The sequence below is a fragment of the uncultured Faecalibacterium sp. genome (assembly GCF_900066275.1).
GTDB classification, from domain to species: Bacteria; Bacillota; Clostridia; order Oscillospirales; family Ruminococcaceae; genus Faecalibacterium; species Faecalibacterium taiwanense.
Map to the genome: position 1 here is coordinate 1 of NZ_FMFG01000048.1, position 16437 is coordinate 16437.

Consider the following 16437-nt stretch of genomic DNA (forward strand, 5'->3'; position numbering starts at 1 on the left):
GCTGAGATTTGACATAATGCCTGCCGTCAGGATGCCTTTGATCCAGTCGGCAATGGCTTTGAGAACGGTTTCCATTCAGTCACCGTCCTTAGCTGAAGTGGTTGATAAGGGTCTTGAGAAGATTCAGGAGAAAAATAATGTGGGTCAAAAACTGCATAAAGCACCGCCTTTCATTGATGGGTGGATAAAAACACGGCTTGGGGCACGGACATTCAATAAAACTGCAAACCGCAGAGGGCTTTCCGCTGCTGCTCAAGCCGCCGTATGGAACAATGGTCTCATTTCATCTATCATTTTTTCAAAATTTTGATTGATGAATGATAGATGAAATGATATGATAAAAGAAACGATATGGGAGGTATACACCGTGCGAAACAAGAAACCGCCGTTTGAAATCACAGAAGCAGCTCTTTCAGATGTTATGGAGATCAGCGAACTGGTAGGCAAAATCAGTTCCACCCAGAATCTTTCCACAAGTCCGATTCTGCGCCGCCAGAATCGCATCCGAACGATTTATTCTTCTCTGGCGATTGAGCAGAACACACTCTCTTTGGAGCAGGTGACGGCTGTTCTGTCTGGAAAACGTGTGCTTGCCCCTCCAAAAGACATCGCTGAAGTAAAAAATGCCTACGAGATCTACGACCATCTTGCAGAGTTGAATCCATATTCGATGGATGACCTCTTGCTTGCGCATCGAACGATGATGCAGGGACTTGTGCGTGAAGCGGGAGAGTTTCGTTCCCGACCTGTTGGCGTTGTAGACAACAAGGGGAATGTCCTGCATTTTGGAACATTGCCGCAGTACGTTTTCTCTTTGATGGAGGAACTGATTCAGTGGACAGAAAATAGTCCCTTTCCTCTTTTAATTAAGAGCTGTGTTTTCCATTATGAATTTGAAGTGATCCATCCATTTGCAGATGGCAATGGCCGTATTGGACGGCTCTGGCACACACTGCTGCTGTCAAAATGGAATCCCTTATTCGCATGGCTTCCCATCGAATCCATCATTCACGACCATCAGACCGAGTATTACGCAGCAATCAATCAGTCTAATGCACAGGGTGAAGGAACTGTTTTTATCGAATTTATGCTGGGAATCATCAAAGAGGCTTTGACCGAAGCAATCAATGAACAGCCTGTTGCACAGAGCAAGGAAGAAGTGCGTTGGACGAAAATTGCAGCATTTCTCCGCACAAACCATATTATCCAGAACGTCGATGTACAGAATCTTCTCGATGTTTCTCCTGCCACTGCAAGTCGAGTTCTGAACACCTTGACAAAAGAAGGAAAGCTCGTCAAAGTGCGAAATGGTCGCTACTGGGCATATAAATTGGCAGATTGATTATGTACAGGCGGGAAAACCCGCCTGCGGCTCTTAGCCGAACAGACCGCTCAGCAGGGGAATCAGGGTGATGCCCACCAGAGCAACGCCGCCGCCAGCCATGAGCTGCTTCATGCCCTGAGACTTGGAGCCGGGGTTGTCGTTACCGTAACCTTCCAGCAGGTTGATGGCACCCCAAACGCCAAGACCGGCACCCAGAGCGACAACCAGAGTCTGAAGAACTTCGATAGCAGAGTTAAAGAATTCCATAGTCGTTTCTCCTTTATAAATGAAAGTTGTAGACCATCCGTACACACCTGAAGCTGCCTATTGAAGCCGCGAACTGCGGCGAGAGTGGACTTTCTGGTGTACCCCTCTGGTCAGGATAAAATAAAACCGCCTACCGGGTCAGGCAGACGGGAGCGAATCGGCATCCACCACGATGAACTCATCACCGGGGTGGATTTTTTCTTTTCGGTTCAGATATTTTTCAATATCGAAGGTGTTTTTGGGGTCGTAGTCCGAGGTGAGCTTGTAGTTGGGGTGCTGGGTCAGGTCGTACTTGTCAGAAAGAAACGGTCTGACACCACGCAACTGCAAAATGCACTTGCCGCCGTCCAGCACCGCCAGCTCGTCCCGGCTCAATAACTCGTGCCCCATCTTTTGGAACGTAGTGCCGTAACTGGGGCTATTGCCACGGGTGTCCGAGGTGTTGAATGCGTCGATGGTCTCTTTTCCCAGCATTTCCGACAGGTCTTTCAGGGTGGTGGGTTCGGAACCGCCCAGAAATATCTGGCTGTCCATGTTGCCTACAATGGTATCTGCGTTGTCCTTGTAGATGGCTTTCAACTGGCTTCTCGCCTGCAAAACAAGGCAGGCAGAAATCTCACGGCTGCGAATGGTGGCCACCAACTTTTCCAGATTGGGGATCTGCCCGATGTTGGCGCACTCGTCGATCAGGCACCGCACATGGATGGGCAGCTTGCCGCCGTACACATCGTCTGCTTTATCGCACAGAAGGTTGAAAAGCTGGGTGTACACCATGCTAATGAGAAAGTTAAAGGTAGAATCCGTGTCCGACATAATGAGGAACAGCGCCGTTTTCTTATCTCCCAGCGTGTCCAGTTGCAGTTCATCATACATGGTGAGGTCACGCAACTCTTGGATGTCGAAGGGCGCAAGCCGGGCACCGCAGGAAATGAGGATAGATTTTGCGGTCTTGCCGGCAGCCAGCTTGTAAAGTTTGTACTGCCGTCCGGCAAAGCTATTGGGCTTCTTTTTTGCCAGTTCTTCAAACAGCAGATCCACCGGATTCTGGTATTCCTCGTCATCCTCCAGTACCTGCATGGTGTTCAGCATTTCCAGCAAAGTAGCGAAGTTTTGTTCCTCCACCGGGGCTTCATAATGCAGATAGGCGATCAGGGCGGTGAGCAAAAGACGCTCCGATTTTTCCCAGAATGGGTCCCCGCCGGACCCTTCACCCTTGGTGTTGGTCATCAGGGTCGTAACAAGTTTCAGAATGTCTTTTTCGCTGTGAACATAGGCAAAGGGGTTATAGTGCATGGACTTTTTGAAGTTGATGGTGTTCAGAATTTTCAGCTTGTAACCGTTTTTCAGAAGTGCGTTCCCACACTCGACCACGATACTACCTTTCGGGTCAGTAACCACATAGGAACTGTGACATTGTAAAAGGTTTGGCTTGAGCCAAAACCGGGTCTTGCCGCTGCCGGAGCCGCCCACCACCAGCACGTTTTTATTCCGGGCGTTTTTGGGGTCAGGCGGGCGATTGCTCATCATCAGGCGCTCTGTTTTGGTCAGAATGATATTGTCCTCAAACTTCGGAGCCATGAACGGCTCAATATCCTTGGGTGTGCCCCATGAAGCGTTTTGTCAAGTGCTTTTCGCAATTTATTGACGCAAAACAGGATTTTTTCAAGAGAAAAGCCCCATGCGGTCAACATGGGGCGAGTTGATAAAGTGAAAGTGCGAAAGTGCAAGGTGCAAAGGCTCTGCGTTTTGCACTTTCATTTTGCAGTTTCGGGCGGCTGCTTCTTCTTGATGAAGTTGTACCATTGACTTCCAACGCGCCTTGCGCCCAATATGCCGCCCATGCTGCGCTTGGCATTTTGTACCGTTCTTTCGGATATTCCGGCTTCGGCTGCCGCCTTGACAATATCCTCGCTTGCCATTTCCTTACCGTCTGCAAGTAAATCGAGTATCAACCTTTCCGCTTGCTCGGTCTTGGTTTCGGTGTTGCCGCCTGTGCCGGACAGCAGTTCATCAGCGGTAATGTCATATTCGCCTATCCATGAAAAGCCGCTTTCCGCGCCCAACGAAAACGCCATAGGCTTACCCTCCGGTGCAAGGGAAGATTTGTCGTGAATGATAACGCGCACATTCGGCTCTCGTTTCACGCGCCCTATGAGCAGCACACTACGAGCGGCGGCTCGGAAGTCGATAGAGCCTAATCCCCGGTATGCGCTCTGACCTCCGGCAGCTTTGTTCAAGTGCCCGATAAGCACAACGGCACACCCGGTACGCTCTGCAACTTCGGCAAGGCGGCGAAAGATAGGGCGTATTTCGTTTGCCTTGTTCATATCCGTTTTTTCGCCTACATACGCCTGTATGGGGTCAAGGATTATAAGACGCGCCCCGGTCTGCCGGATTGCCCTTTCTATGCGTTCATCGGATAAGGACAATTCCTGTTTGCCCTCGTCAATGACAAGTACCCGGTCAAGGTCTGCGTCCGCTTCCATAAGGCGCGGCTTGACGGTATCGCCCAAACCGTCCTCTGCGGTCTGATAGATAACATTAAAAGGCTCATGCTCTGCCATAGCCGGAAAGGGCTTGCGGTTGGTACAGGCGGCGCAAAGGCGCAGGGCAAGGGTGGTTTTTCCCTCGCCGGGGTTGCCCTGTACGATTGTTACCTTTCCAAAAGGGATATACGGCTCCCATAGCCATTCAACGGTCTGTGTGTCAACCTCGCTCATGCGGATAATTTCAACGGTTTCTTCCTGTTGCGGCTCACGCAAGCCATAGACAGCTTCGCGCAGATATTTTCCGTCTGTAATTTCCTCTTTACGCTGTAAAACCTCGTTCCAGTCTTTGAACAACGGTACAAGGCGATTGACGGTGTAGCCTTGGGGGATAATGCTGTTAAGGCGGCTGCAAGCGTCTGTCCCGGCTTTGTCGCTGTCAAGGCAGAGATAGACGGTCTTGATATTCGGACGGTCAGAGAGAAAACGCAGCAGGGCTTTTTCACTCACGCCGCCCAATGACAGATAGCTTTGTTTCTGCCATTCCTTTTTGAACAGGCAGAGGAAAGATAACAGGTCAATGGGGGCTTCAAAGACAAAAAGCCTTTCGCCCTCGCCCCGGTAGCAGAAGTTAAAAGTCTTGTCGCTGCCTTTCACATCAAGCCGGAAGCTGCCCACCGTTCCCCGTTGGTGGGCATATCTCGGTATGCCGCTTTCATCTCTGCCGACAAATACGGCGTTATGGTGGGCGGCTTCCTCGTAGAGATCGCCGCAGGAAAAGAAAAAGCCCGACACATCTTCATCAATGCGCCGGGCGGCTGTAAGGTAGTTCCTCGCTGTTTGGTTGTCGGGGCTTTTGGGTGGTAGTCTGAATTGCAGATAGACGGGTGGGGGTGCTTCGCCCCGTTCGCCTATCAGCATTTCAACGGCTTCAAGAAAACTTTTGCCGTAAAACTCCATGACAAAATCAATCGGACCGCCGCCTTTGCTCTGGCTGTGCCGATACCATCTGTTTTCTCTGACCGTCAAGCTGTCGTGCCGTTTCCAACGGTACTCCTGTCCGGCGCGTTCAAGCTGTTCGCCCTGGGCTTGCAGGAATGATACAAGGTCGGTCTGATTTGCCCGGTCAATCTGTTCTTTGGTGTAGGTCATAGGGAAATATCCTCCTTTTTGCGTCTTGGTGTTTGGTGTGTCTGTTCCTGTGTGCGCTGCTCGGCTTGCTCTACAATATCAATGCACTTTCGGATTTGCTGTAACTCCTTAACCTCGCTGCGCTTTGTTTTCAGTTCTTCATATTCGCCTGTGGATTGGGCTTTCAGTTCGTCAAATTCTTTCTGCCACTCGGACACCTTGAAAGACTTTGTACCCTCCGGCAGATTTGCGTGCAGGAAACGGTTGGCGGCGTTCCAGATAATGAGGTCGCTTTCGTGGGCTTGCTCAAATTTTTCTCTCTTTTTGCCCCATCCGTTTTTCAGCGTTTTCAGTTCATCGTGAATGGGCTTCAAGCGGTTGTAGTTGCTGCCATGCTCGATAAACTTTTCCAATGTCCTCATGCGCTTCTGCTTGGCAACAACGCTTGTATTCAGCCGCTTTGCTTCTTCATCAACAGAGGAAAGGGCAGCGTCCAAATCTTCAAGGGTAGCAATGCCCTTGCTTTGCAGATAGACAATCGCCTTGCTGATTTTTTGCAATTCCCCGGCAGTATGCTGTTGCTGCCAGCCCTGTGAATACTTCCGGCTTTTCTCTCGTTCAATGCTCAAATACCTTGTAAGCAGCGTGGCAATATCGGGAGAGTGCGGGGCAGTTTGCAGTTGCTTCTTAGCGGCGAAAACCTCCGCAAGCCATTCTTTCAAGCTGTCGATATAGCCCCGGATTTCCCGCATAAGTCGGTTGGTCTTTTGTATCATGCGGTTGATTTCTCCCTTGTCGGTGGCTATGCCTTTCTTCTCCATTTGGGAAGCTGCAACACCCATGTGGACGGTGGGGAGTTCCTCAATACCACGCTCTGCATGGCTGCGGTGGTCGATACGCTCCGCGCTGCCGCTTCGCTCTAAATAGTCGTTGGCAAGGTCAGCCCACGCCTTGCGCCATAGGTCGGCGTTCTCCTGCCTGTTCCAGTCCATAAGGTCAACCTTGCGCGTCTTGTATCTGCCGCTCGGCAGCTTTACGCGCTCCCCATTTTCGTCAAGGACATATTCCTTTTTTGACTTCGCCGCCCATGTGCCTTTTTCATCAAGGGGGCGCATAGTCAAAAGGATATGAGCGTGTGGGTTGCCGTTGCCTGTGTCGTGGATATTGAAGTCGGCGCACATTCCTTTGGAAACAAATTGAGAGGAACAGTATTCCCGGACAAGGCGGGTCTGTTCCTCTCTTGAAAGTTCAACAGGTAGGGCGATTTCGATTTCCCTCGCAAGCTGTGAGTTATTCGATTTTTCGATTTGCTCCACGCTGTTCCATAGAATAGAACGGTCAGAGAAAGAGGGTGGGGCATGGGGCGGCAGCATGATTTCAGAATGAACAACGCCGCCTTTTCTTGTATAGTCGTGGGTCAGTCCGTCCCACTCGTTTGTCAGCTTCTCTCCGGCGCGGTAGGCTGCTGCGGCTACGGCAGATTTGCCCTTTCCCCGGCTGACAATCTTAATGCTGCAATGGTAGATTGCGATAGTATCACCTCCCGATACGGTCAACAAAACCCCATGAAAGTGAATAGCTTGCAAAGCAAGGTGTTCGCTTTCGTGGGGTACACAAAAGGGTAGACAGCGCAAGCTGTCGCAGGGAAAGTGTAGGTTTCCCTGTCGCGGCGCAAGCCGCCAATCTCTGCACAAGGCAATAATGCCCGGTGCGGAGATAAAGCCCTCGGCAGAGCGCACACGCCCGTTAGGGTGTATAAGTGCGCCCTTGTGTGCAAGGGTAATTCTTCGGTGTCGCTTCTCCGGCTCGTTTTCTCAAAAACTCCTGCGCTTTGTCGCTGAAAACCGCGGTGTAGAGGAAGTCGCGGGCTTCCTGTTCTGACATATCAATGAGTGCCGGGACAAGGCTTTCAAGGTAGCCGCCCCGCGAACAAAGACGGTGGTTGCGCTCCTTGCGCTTCTCAATGGCAAGTTTGCGGTCAAGCATTTTGTTCCTGTTCTCATACTGCCGGATTTTCTTCTGTGTCAGTTCCATTTCGGCGTTACATTCCTCGATGGTGGTCGGTGGTTTTTTCTTCGACATGGTAGCCCTCCTTTTTGATTTTTAGTAAAAGAAAAGGGCGGCTACTTCGGTTTGGAAATAGTCGCCCTGTTGGGGAATTATGTTATTGTTATAATAATAATATTATTCTGCCGCGTCTGTGTTACTTTTATCTGCTTTCTTCATTTTCAAGGAGCCCAAAATAAAGACAGCTCCGAAAATGAAACAAAGGACAGACCAGATAGCAAGGTCAGAGAAGCTACCGTAATTTACAATTCCCAGCAGTCCGCCCAACAGATAGAATACTCCGGCAACAATTCCGCCGCCTTTGCTCTTTCGGGTTGCTACTCCAACGATGCCTGCAATCAGCATACAGAAAGCAAGCAACATTCCTGATGTTCCGCTTACTTCGCCGTTATCTGCTAAAGCATTTCCTAATCCGGCAGCGCAAGATTGAAAAGCTACTAAAACAAATAAAACCATGCTGATAATTCCGATTACTAATTTTGCCGTTTTCATGTTGCACACCTCATCTCGTTACGGATTTAATGTAATTACCTCATTTGCAAAATCTTCGCCCATAAAATCATCAGCATCGTATGCTCTAAACAGGACTTCGATTTCTTCCACTTCGGTAATTCCGTTTTCCTCTAAAGTTGTATCAGACCATGCCATAGAACTAAATGCACATTTTCCGGCAGAAACAGAAGTTGCATAGAATGGGTCTGCCATAAAGCCGTTTACAGATGCGTCATCAACGCTGAACATTACCGTTTTGTCTGTCTTGTTCAGCAAGAACAGATTGGCAGTATAGCCCCATATCTCATCATCTTCATAGCCTGTTACGATAACAGTAACATAATCATTATCGATAATCACATTATCAGTAGCCTGTGCTTCTCTCACAAATGCAACAGCGTTTTCTTCTCCGTATGGATAGACATGGATTGTTTCCTTTCCAACAGGGTCAGCAGACCAATCATTGCTATCATACACCTTGAAAGTCAATTCAATATCTGTGTATTCAACAATACCATTTTCCTCAAGAGTATCGGTGCTAAAGTTGATTTCTTCGTTAGCCTTTTTGCCAGCAGCTACCTCGCTTGCAAACATTGGATCGCACTGAACACCATTGATGGAAGCACTCTCGACAGAGAACATATAGGTTTTCTCTGTGGACTTGTTTTCAAGCTGTGCTTTCAGAGTGTAGCCCCACATATTATCGGGGTCGATTTCGGTAATTTTTACCGCACACTCTGCGTTGTCAATGGCAACAACTTCCTCAAATACGATTTGATTTTCGGTGTTGTCGTTTTCGGTGCTTTCTTCATTTTGAGAAGAAGCGGGGGCATCGTCAGATGCGTCAGGTGTCGCTTCTCCGCCACAAGCTGCAAGAGATAGCACTAAAGCAAGCGAAAGAAGCAAGTTACAAGTTTTTTCATTCCATTCCCTCCGTTATTAAAAAGTGTAACTTTCCAAATTTAAAAAAGCGACTCATAGAATTATTTCCTCCCGTTAAATAATAGATAACTATTAAAAATAGACAATACTTGCTCATAAGTAATGGTACTTAAATTGTTTACTTTGGCGTGTTTCATTGCTTGATGAAACTGATTTTTAGTAAACAGTTGACGATATTCTCGATTGACCCATTTTGAAACAAAGTACGTATATAGCTTCCAATATTTATCTGGAACATCTGTGGTATGGCGGGTAAGTTTTATTAAGACACTGTTTACTTTTGGTTTAGGATGAAAGCATTCCGCTGGCAGCTTAAGCAATTGCTGAATCGAGACTTGAGTGTGCAAGAGCAACCCTAGTGTTCGGTGAATATCCAAGGTACGCTTGTAGAATCCTTCTTCAACAATCAGATAGATGTCAGACGCACGGCTTTCAAAAACCACTTTTTTAATAATTTGTGTGCTTAAATGGTAAGGAATATTCCCAACAATTTTATACCTCTGTTTGTTAGGGAATTGAAACTGTAGAATATCTTGGTGAATTAAAGTGACACGAGTATTCAGTTTTAATTTTTCTGACGATAAGTTGAATAGATGACTGTCTAATTCAATAGACGTTACCTGTTTACTTATTTTAGCCAGTTTCGTCGTTAAATGCCCTTTACCTGTTCCAATTTCGTAAACGGTATCGGTTTCTTTTAAATTCAATTGTTTTATTATTTGGTTGAGTACTTTTTCACTCGTTAAAAAGTTTTGAGAATATTTTATATTTTTGTTCATGTAATCTCTCCTGAAGTGATTACATCTATAAACAAATACAGAAGTTAAACGATTTGTTTGTAATTTTAGTTATCTGTTTAAAAAGTCATAAGATTAGTCACTGGTAGGAATTAATCTAACGTATTTATTTATCTGCGTAATCACTGTTTTTAGTCTGTTTCAAAACAGTAGATGTTTTATCTACATTACGCATTTGGAATACCAACATGACGAATCCCTCCTTCTTAATTACAAATTTTTAGCATCTAATTTAACTTCAATTCCTATTATACAAAATTTTAAGATAATGCACTATCAACACACTCTTAAGTTTGCTTCTAAGTCTTATTTCCATAACTTCTTTTACGTTTCCGCCATTCTTTGCTGTTTCGATTTTTATGATATGGTGCAAGTCAGCACGAACACGAACCGTCTTATCTCCCATTATATCTTTTTTTGCACTGATTGGTGTATCATTTCGTTTTTCTTTTTGTGCGCCTAAATTTCCCACAATCACTCACTTCTTTCTATTTCTTCTTATTCTTATTTTATCATCAACAATCACAAATCACTTGTGATTTGTGATAAGTGATTTGTGATAAGTGATTTGTGATTAATATATAAAAGCCCTCTTTAAAGGGCTTTTATGTTTATTTTGAGAAAGATATAAAATCAATATATCCCTTTTCCCCAATTTTTACAACGGCATTGTAGGGCTTTTTCTCTTTGTTTTTGATTCCTTTTACCAGGGTTTCTTTTCCCTCCAGTAATTCTTTTACATTCGTTTTGGTTAGTTTTTTCTTTCTAAAATGTTCAGCTAAAGTAAACTTACATTCAGGATAATTTGAACAACCATAAAACGATTTTTTTAATACAATATTGTTGCCACACTTAGGACATTTTCCTACAAGGGGTCCCGAGCGCTTAGTGGGAATTTGTACCCCTTATCGATACAAATTCCCCGTAGGCGCTAGGGACCTCTTTAGCTTCTTGGAAGCTGTCAGTAGTATATCTAATAATTTATCTCCATTCCCTTTAGTAACGTGTACTTTCCTGTAAACGCATTTTATCGACAAATTAGCCGGGATATAAACGAATATTTACATTTCAAGACTTGAAAAACGCCGTCTGAAGAAGTATAATATTAAATACCTATAAGCAATAGGCGGTTTACAGGAAAGTACACCTTTCTGTAAAACCGCCTATTTACAATAATTTGGCTTTTTCGTAGATTTCTGCCCGGTAGCGAAAGGTCGCAAGGGGCATACCACACTCTTTTGCGGCTGCTGTGCCGGTAATTTTCCCGGCACGCCACCTCTGATAAACAGCATGAAAGTTATCCGGCAAGGGGCGTGGTGGTCGCCCAAAGCGCACACCCCGCGCCTTTGCTGCCGCGATACCCTCTGTTTGCCGCTGTCTGATATTGGTGCGCTCGTTTTCTGCCACAAAGGACAGCACTTGAAGCACAATATCCGAGAGAAATGTTCCCATAAGGTCTTTTCCCCGGCGCGTATCAAGCAGGGGCATATCCAAAACCACAATGTCAACGCCCTTGTCCTTTGTGATGATACGCCATTGCTGTAAGATTTCTTCATAGTTGCGTCCCAGACGATCTATGCTCTTGATATAGAGCAGGTCGTCTTTTTTCATTTTTCTAAGCAGCTTTTTGTACTGTGGACGCTCAAAATCTTTGCCGGATTGCTTATCCATAAAGATATTCTTATCTGAAACGCCTACCTCGCGTAAGGCGATAAGCTGCCTGTCCTCGTTTTGTTCTCTTGTGCTGACACGCACATAGCCGTAAATGCTTCCAGTCAATTTTTATCCTCCTGTTCGTTTTACATAGACATCAACCGTCCTTACCTAATAATTTTACTGTATCTTTGTGTCATGGCTTGCTTTTCCCGGCTGAAATACCATGCTTCTTTGCATAGTCGCTTGCCGCCTGTCTGCGTTCCTCGCTGTATGGTGCGGTCAGACGGAAAGAGAAGCGTCCCTTTGCAATCTCAAACTCCATACAGCCCGTTTCCGGGTCGCTGTCGGTCAGCTTACAGACAGAGGGGAAGCGGCGGCTGTACGCGGTCAGCCTGTTCTTCAAGTCGGTGTTGTGGGTGCGGATATGGATAAGGGGGTCTTTCTCGTCAAACCAAATATCGGTGGTCTTTTCCTGCTTTTTCAGTCCTGTTTTCATAAACTCTCCTTTCTGCGCCCCTGTTACGCAGTAGGGGCATTTTTCGGGTGTTTTCTTCGGCTCTTGACTTGGGAAAAACGGCGTTTTTTCAATAGAAAATGCTCTGGCGATACATTCCTCGTCCAGAGTGTTCCAATCGTCAAATATTCCGTTTTTACGGCTCTTGACCGTCAGACGCAGAAAAATGCGAATAGTCGGCAAGTATCGCTTTCAGCAGCTTGTCGCGGAATGTTTCTGCGCTTCTGTGATTGAAAAACAACTCCGCAACGATGGTCTGTCCGTTCCGCTGTGTTGTGATGATACCATCCGGCTGCTTCTGCGCGGTGGTTGTGGTTTTCTTTTCTGTCATTGGGTCACTCCTTCCTTTGGGTGCAAAAAAAGGATTTCCCATAGTTGGAAAATCCCTTTCTGCTGTCGGTTATTCTGTTTTACGATACGGGCAGCGCAGCGGCTTGCGCCTTTCGCTTTGCCCGATATTCCCGCGCCTTGATGCGTTCATACTCCCGGCGTTTTTCAAGGTTTTTCGCCCGGTATTCCTTTGAGTAGTTCCGATGATAAGCGCGGCTCTTTTCCTTTTGGGCTTCTTCGATTTTCTCCCGCATTTGCCGGATTTCTTCCTCTGTCGGCTCTGCAAGCTGTGTCAGTTCGTTTTCAAACTTGCCGATATAGCTGAAATATATCCCGATATGCTGAACAGCTTGTTTTGCCCTTTTCTTATCGCGCTCATGCACTTCAATTCTGCTGATAAATTCATTGAGAATGGCGGGGGTAAGGTCGGTAAAGGCGGCGTAGCGTTCTATCAGCTTCAAAAACTTATGCGCCCATCCTCCTGCGTCCTCAAACGCGGATAACTGTTCTTTGAGTTCTGCAAGTTCCGCTTTCAGCGTATAGTATTCCTCCGAATATTTCTGTGACATTTGCTCGTATCGGTCTTGTGGGATAGCACCGAGGGCGTTATCCTCGTAGAGTTTATTCAGCACCTTGTCAATCTGTTCAAGGCGTGTTGTAATTTGCGGAATACGCTTCTGCTGTTTTTTGCTCTTGTCCGTCTGCTGCATATCAAGGTTTTTTCGGACTAATGCTTCAAATTCCTCCCGGTTGCTTATGGAGTATTCTGCAACTTTTTTCAGAACATCCGCGATAGTCTGCATGACTAAATCAGCGTCTATGATGTGCGGGGAATTGCATTTGGGATTTTTGGCTTTGCCCTTGTGGTACTCGCTGCAAAAGGCAACATGACGCTTGCCGCCGTTCCTGTAATCTATGCGAATGTGCATTTTTGCGCCGCAGTCTTTACAGAACATCAAGCCCGACAAAGGGTGGATTTCTCCGTCCCCGTTAGGGCGTCTGACAGGCGCGTTTTCCAAAATCCGCTGTACGGTTTCAAAGTCGGCGCGGTCGATAATCGGCTCATGCACATTCTCGGTTATCTGCCATTCGCTTTTATCTACATAGTGGTTGCGCTTGTCCCGAAAATGCTTTGTGGTCTTGAAATTGACAACATCACCACAATACTCCTGCCTTGTGAGTATCTTGGTTAAGGTTGCTTTGTTCCATTTATAGCGATTTTCCTCGTTCAGCGGTCTGCTTTTCGCTGTCCCTCTGTCGTGCTGTTTGAGGTAGAACGTAGGCGTGAGGATTTGCTCGTTTTTGAGATATACGGCAATTTGGTTTCTGTTCTTCCCGCCGATAAACAGACGGAAAATCAAGCGTACCACTTCGGCGGCTTCCTCGTCGATTATCCAAAAATCCTTGTTGTTCGGGTCTTTCATATATCCGTATGGGGCTTCGGTGGCGATGGGTTTGCCGCTTGCACCCTTGGTCCTGATACCCGTTTTTACTTTCTTGCTGATGTCCTTTGCGTACCACTCCGACATGATATTGATAAAGGGCGCAAACTCCAATGTATCGGGATTGTCGCTGTCTATGCCGTTATTGACCGCGATAAAGCGGACATTGTTCCGTCTGAATACCTCCATTGCATTGCCGACTTGGAGATAATCACGCCCCCAGCGCGTCAGGTCTTTCATAATGCAGACGCCTATTTTTCCGTTTTCCACATCCTCCATCATGCGGGAATAGGCAGAGCGGTCAAAGAACCTGCCGCTTTCGTCATCGTCAATGTAGTGCCGGATATTGGTTAATCTCTGCTGTTGGGCGTACCGTTCCAGAAATGCCTTTTGGTTTACAATGCTGTTGCTCTCGCCGCCATCTCTGTCCTCGTCCCCGACGGAAAGGCGGGAGTAAAGGGCTGTAATTTTATTATATTCGTTCATGTGCATACCTCCTGCGTCCACATAGTTTTCCTTACAGTTAAGATTATGCACCACACCGGGCAGAGCCGTACTCCATGCCGTGGCGGTACTTCTTGGCGTTTTTACCACGCAAATAAACTGCCAGCCGCAGCCCTGCGCCGCAGCACAAGCCCACCAGCAGATCCAGTGGATGCAGGCTGGGCAGAGGATTCGCAAACGCCACCGGGATGGTGGCCATCATGGACATGATCTTATCCCCCAGCTCTTTGCCCTCGGCAAATCGCCATGCTTCACCGAGGTTCGTTGCCGCCAGTCCTAACAGGAGATAGGGCAGATACAGCGCCAGCAGTTTTGTCAACTTTTTCGTGGTCACAGTCCACGCTCCTGTTCCTTGTGCCGGACTTTGCCGGGGAGTTCTGCCGCAGCCTGCACCAGCTCATGCAGTTTTGCCAGCACAGAGGGGCGTTTGTCCTTGTTGAGCAGGGATGCCGAATACTCCTTGAACGCCGAGTGAAAGGCTTCTGCGTCCGGGGCTTTGAAAAAGACCAGATACCGGGGCGGCACCTCGGAGGTGTCCTTGCGGATGGCGTAGTCGATGCCGTACTTTTTGGCATAGCGTTCCAGCCCACGGATGCCGGTCTTGCTGATCTCCACGCTGGACACACCCCGGTTTTGCCGCAGAAGGGTGCGGACGCTTTGCTTACCTTGGGATGCTTTGGACTGGTACAGCCGAAACGCCGCTTTTACTGCCCGCAGGACGGTCCGGGCGGACAGCTTTGTAGTGGAGATCATAATGTTGAATGACTTCTGTTCGATTTCTTCTTGCACTGCCATCACCTCCCGTGCAGCAGGGTGATTTTAGCGGTCATGCTCTGCCAGAGGCTTGGTGCGGGGCTTTTCCGCCGGAGGTTCATCGGGCACCGGCAACACCAGCAGACGGTTGCCCAGCTTCAGAAAGGCTTCCGGCTGATGGAAAAGCTGCTCGTACTTCTGTGCCATCTCCGGGGTCAGGGATGCGAAATTCTCCTCGCCCAGACCCACCACGAGAAAAGTCCCGGCAATGGCATCATACATTTCTCCGTTTTCATCCCGAAGGGCACGGTTCAGGGGTAGACCCATGAGCTTGCCGTCATCGTTGTAAACGATGGCAACTGGATCTTCAAACGGGTAGCTTGCGCCGATGGAACCGCCCACCGCCTGCTGCAAGGCTTTCAGGTCGTTATCGATCTCGACCTGCTGCGGATACTGTCCCGGTGCAATTTTCAGCACCGACAGGGTGTTCTCGTTCTGTTCCATTATCTTCCTCCTCGAATTTGATAGTGATTTCCTGCCCAGCACGGGCGGCGTTCAACAGAGCTGCCACAAAGAAGCCGAAAAAAGCGCCGGCTTCAAACAGCATAAACTCAAAGACAACTCGCATCAGTCAACCTCCGACAGTTCCACACCGATATACCGTTTTCCGTCTTTGTCGTAGAAAAACAGGTGTGCCAGAAGCCAGTCATCCAAGTCCAGCTTCTCATAAACGCTCGGCAGAATAAGCAAGTGGTCATTATCTTTCCGACAGAGAAAGGCAGTATCCTCTAGGATGCGTTTGCCATCCACAATACGAATCTGCTCCGGCTGATAGCGGATCTGGAAATCCGTAAAAGGAATATTGCAGGCTTCGTAGGTGCCTCCATAATACGGAAGCTTTTTCTGCATTTCCGCATCGTAAGGCACATAATGGATGCCCTCTGCGGCACTGATGGTCACAACTTCCGGGCCGTGTTCAAAACCGTATATGCTGGCTTTGATAAGTTCATCAATGACTTCACCATTGGACAGCCCCGGATACATACTCTGGAAAAATTCCGCTCTCGTTGACATAGCGGTACCTCAGTCGATGCAGATGCAGGGCAGCTTCTGATCGTCTGCCATCAGGGTGATGCTGTGGCTTTCCAGATACTTCTGGAACAGGTAGACCTCATCGATGGTCAACGAGATGACCTCGCCGTCCATGTTGGTGCGGACCAGAATCACCGGGCCGGTCAGGTAGTGCTTGCCGCCCATCTTCAGCACCTGCGCCGGGTTGTAGCAGAGCAGCAGCGAGGTGTTGGGAAGGTTCAGGCAGGCATCGTCCTCGTCAAAGCAGGGCAGGATGTCGGGAGCCTCGTCCAGCGTGATGACGGTCAACTCCATATCCGGGGCAATGGCTGCGAGGTAGACCTCGCAGCCCCGGTTTGCCGCCAGTGCAGCGCAGATACGCACGTCAATGGTGATCTCCTCGGAGCGGATGGTACGGATAGCGTTGTTTTTCATAGGCTTTTCTCCTTTTAGTTGCAAAAGAAAAGACCCCATCGGGTCTTTCGTTACGGTATAAGTCAGCGTTCATTCTGCCGCTGCTGTTTGCGTTGCCACTGATCCAGCAGCTTGATGATGGTGTCCTCCATCTGTTTCGGGGTGTAGCTGCGCGGGAAATATTTCCGCAGGGTGTCGTTTTTGATGACCACCTTGTCCAGCTCGTCCTTTTTCTCTTCTCCCATGA

Annotated in this window: 19 protein-coding genes and 5 pseudogenes; 2 read left to right on the plus strand and 22 right to left on the minus strand. The window is 47.9% G+C overall.

The window, feature by feature from the left end:
* Together QZL71_RS11845 and QZL71_RS11850 are read left to right on the plus strand one after the other, a co-directional pair.
* Window positions 1–310: hypothetical protein (locus tag QZL71_RS11845; protein WP_294648909.1), on the plus strand; the 310-nt coding region annotated here is incomplete at its 5' end.
* Between the two features lie 57 nt (window positions 311–367).
* Window positions 368–1342: a Fic family protein gene (locus QZL71_RS11850; protein WP_242983786.1), complete on the plus strand. Its 975-nt coding sequence runs from the start codon at window positions 368–370 to the stop codon at window positions 1340–1342.
* A 33-nt stretch (window positions 1343–1375) separates the two neighbouring features.
* Here the strand turns inward: QZL71_RS11850 and QZL71_RS11855 are convergent, their stop codons facing one another.
* The 22 genes and pseudogenes from QZL71_RS11855 to QZL71_RS11960 form a co-directional block, all read right to left on the minus strand.
* Window positions 1376–1591 carry a Maff2 family mobile element protein gene (locus QZL71_RS11855; RefSeq protein ID WP_055186938.1) on the minus strand — a complete coding sequence of 72 codons (216 nt, stop codon included), beginning with the start codon at window positions 1589–1591 and terminating at the stop codon, window positions 1376–1378.
* Between the two features lie 138 nt (window positions 1592–1729).
* A pseudogene (locus QZL71_RS11860) lies at window positions 1730–3205 on the minus strand (VirD4-like conjugal transfer protein, CD1115 family); the annotation flags it as partial.
* A 140-nt stretch (window positions 3206–3345) separates the two neighbouring features.
* Window positions 3346–5229, minus strand: a complete 1884-nt coding sequence (locus tag QZL71_RS11865; protein WP_071143481.1) for an AAA family ATPase — start codon at window positions 5227–5229, stop codon at window positions 3346–3348.
* The gene (gene mobQ / locus QZL71_RS11870; RefSeq protein ID WP_363912700.1) at window positions 5226–6794 is read right to left on the minus strand and encodes a MobQ family relaxase; all 1569 of its coding nucleotides are present in this window, start codon (window positions 6792–6794) and stop codon (window positions 5226–5228) included. Before mobQ ends, QZL71_RS11865 begins: the two co-directional genes overlap by 4 nt.
* A 160-nt stretch (window positions 6795–6954) precedes the next feature.
* Window positions 6955–7290: a DUF3847 domain-containing protein gene (locus tag QZL71_RS11875; protein WP_071143482.1), complete on the minus strand. Its 336-nt coding sequence runs from the start codon at window positions 7288–7290 to the stop codon at window positions 6955–6957.
* 102 nt (window positions 7291–7392) lie between these two features.
* Window positions 7393–7767: a hypothetical protein gene (locus QZL71_RS11880; RefSeq protein WP_072851246.1), complete on the minus strand. Its 375-nt coding sequence runs from the start codon at window positions 7765–7767 to the stop codon at window positions 7393–7395.
* Between the two features lie 18 nt (window positions 7768–7785).
* On the minus strand, window positions 7786–8673 hold the full coding sequence (locus QZL71_RS11885) for a hypothetical protein (RefSeq protein ID WP_119189886.1): 888 nt from the start codon (window positions 8671–8673) through the stop codon (window positions 7786–7788).
* 22 nt (window positions 8674–8695) lie between these two features.
* Window positions 8696–8782 (minus strand): annotated as a pseudogene (locus QZL71_RS11890) (rRNA adenine methyltransferase); the annotation flags it as partial.
* Window positions 8751–9488, minus strand: coding sequence for a 23S rRNA (adenine(2058)-N(6))-methyltransferase Erm(B) (gene erm(B) / locus QZL71_RS11895; protein WP_001038795.1), 738 nt, complete (start codon window positions 9486–9488; stop codon window positions 8751–8753). The gene erm(B) and the pseudogene QZL71_RS11890, both read right to left, overlap by 32 nt.
* A 124-nt stretch (window positions 9489–9612) precedes the next feature.
* Complete coding sequence (locus QZL71_RS11900; RefSeq protein WP_001814874.1) at window positions 9613–9696, minus strand: 23S rRNA methyltransferase attenuation leader peptide; 84 nt, start codon at window positions 9694–9696, stop codon at window positions 9613–9615.
* Window positions 9697–9744: 48 nt separating this feature from the next.
* Window positions 9745–9984: a peptide-binding protein gene (locus QZL71_RS11905; protein WP_000635249.1), complete on the minus strand. Its 240-nt coding sequence runs from the start codon at window positions 9982–9984 to the stop codon at window positions 9745–9747.
* Window positions 9985–10117: 133 nt separating this feature from the next.
* Window positions 10118–10378, minus strand: a pseudogene (locus tag QZL71_RS11910) (topoisomerase DNA-binding C4 zinc finger domain-containing protein); the annotation flags it as partial.
* A gap of 295 nt (window positions 10379–10673) precedes the next feature.
* Window positions 10674–11285 (minus strand): recombinase family protein, encoded by a 612-nt coding sequence (locus QZL71_RS11915; protein ID WP_071143484.1) that lies wholly within the window; start codon window positions 11283–11285, stop codon window positions 10674–10676.
* 70 nt (window positions 11286–11355) lie between these two features.
* Complete coding sequence (locus QZL71_RS11920; RefSeq protein ID WP_071143485.1) at window positions 11356–11658, minus strand: hypothetical protein; 303 nt, start codon at window positions 11656–11658, stop codon at window positions 11356–11358.
* 154 nt (window positions 11659–11812) lie between these two features.
* On the minus strand, window positions 11813–12007 hold the full coding sequence (locus QZL71_RS11925) for a transposon-encoded TnpW family protein (RefSeq protein ID WP_071143486.1): 195 nt from the start codon (window positions 12005–12007) through the stop codon (window positions 11813–11815).
* A 79-nt stretch (window positions 12008–12086) separates the two neighbouring features.
* On the minus strand, window positions 12087–13934 hold the full coding sequence (locus QZL71_RS11930; protein WP_207732025.1) for a recombinase family protein: 1848 nt from the start codon (window positions 13932–13934) through the stop codon (window positions 12087–12089).
* Window positions 13935–13989: 55 nt separating this feature from the next.
* Window positions 13990–14286 (minus strand): annotated as a pseudogene (locus QZL71_RS11935) (conjugal transfer protein TraG); the annotation flags it as partial.
* Entirely contained in the window at window positions 14283–14741 is a 459-nt protein-coding gene (locus QZL71_RS11940) for a PcfB family protein (RefSeq protein WP_070100032.1), read from the minus strand. The pseudogene QZL71_RS11935 and the gene QZL71_RS11940, both read right to left, overlap by 4 nt.
* A 30-nt stretch (window positions 14742–14771) precedes the next feature.
* Complete coding sequence (locus tag QZL71_RS11945) at window positions 14772–15209, minus strand: DUF3846 domain-containing protein (protein WP_294648915.1); 438 nt, start codon at window positions 15207–15209, stop codon at window positions 14772–14774.
* A 123-nt stretch (window positions 15210–15332) separates the two neighbouring features.
* Window positions 15333–15749, minus strand: coding sequence for a hypothetical protein (locus QZL71_RS11950; protein WP_294648917.1), 417 nt, complete (start codon window positions 15747–15749; stop codon window positions 15333–15335).
* Between the two features lie 39 nt (window positions 15750–15788).
* Window positions 15789–16211 carry a hypothetical protein gene (locus QZL71_RS11955; RefSeq protein ID WP_294648919.1) on the minus strand — a complete coding sequence of 141 codons (423 nt, stop codon included), beginning with the start codon at window positions 16209–16211 and terminating at the stop codon, window positions 15789–15791.
* A gap of 62 nt (window positions 16212–16273) precedes the next feature.
* Window positions 16274–16437 (minus strand): annotated as a pseudogene (locus QZL71_RS11960) (chromosome partitioning protein ParB); the annotation flags it as partial.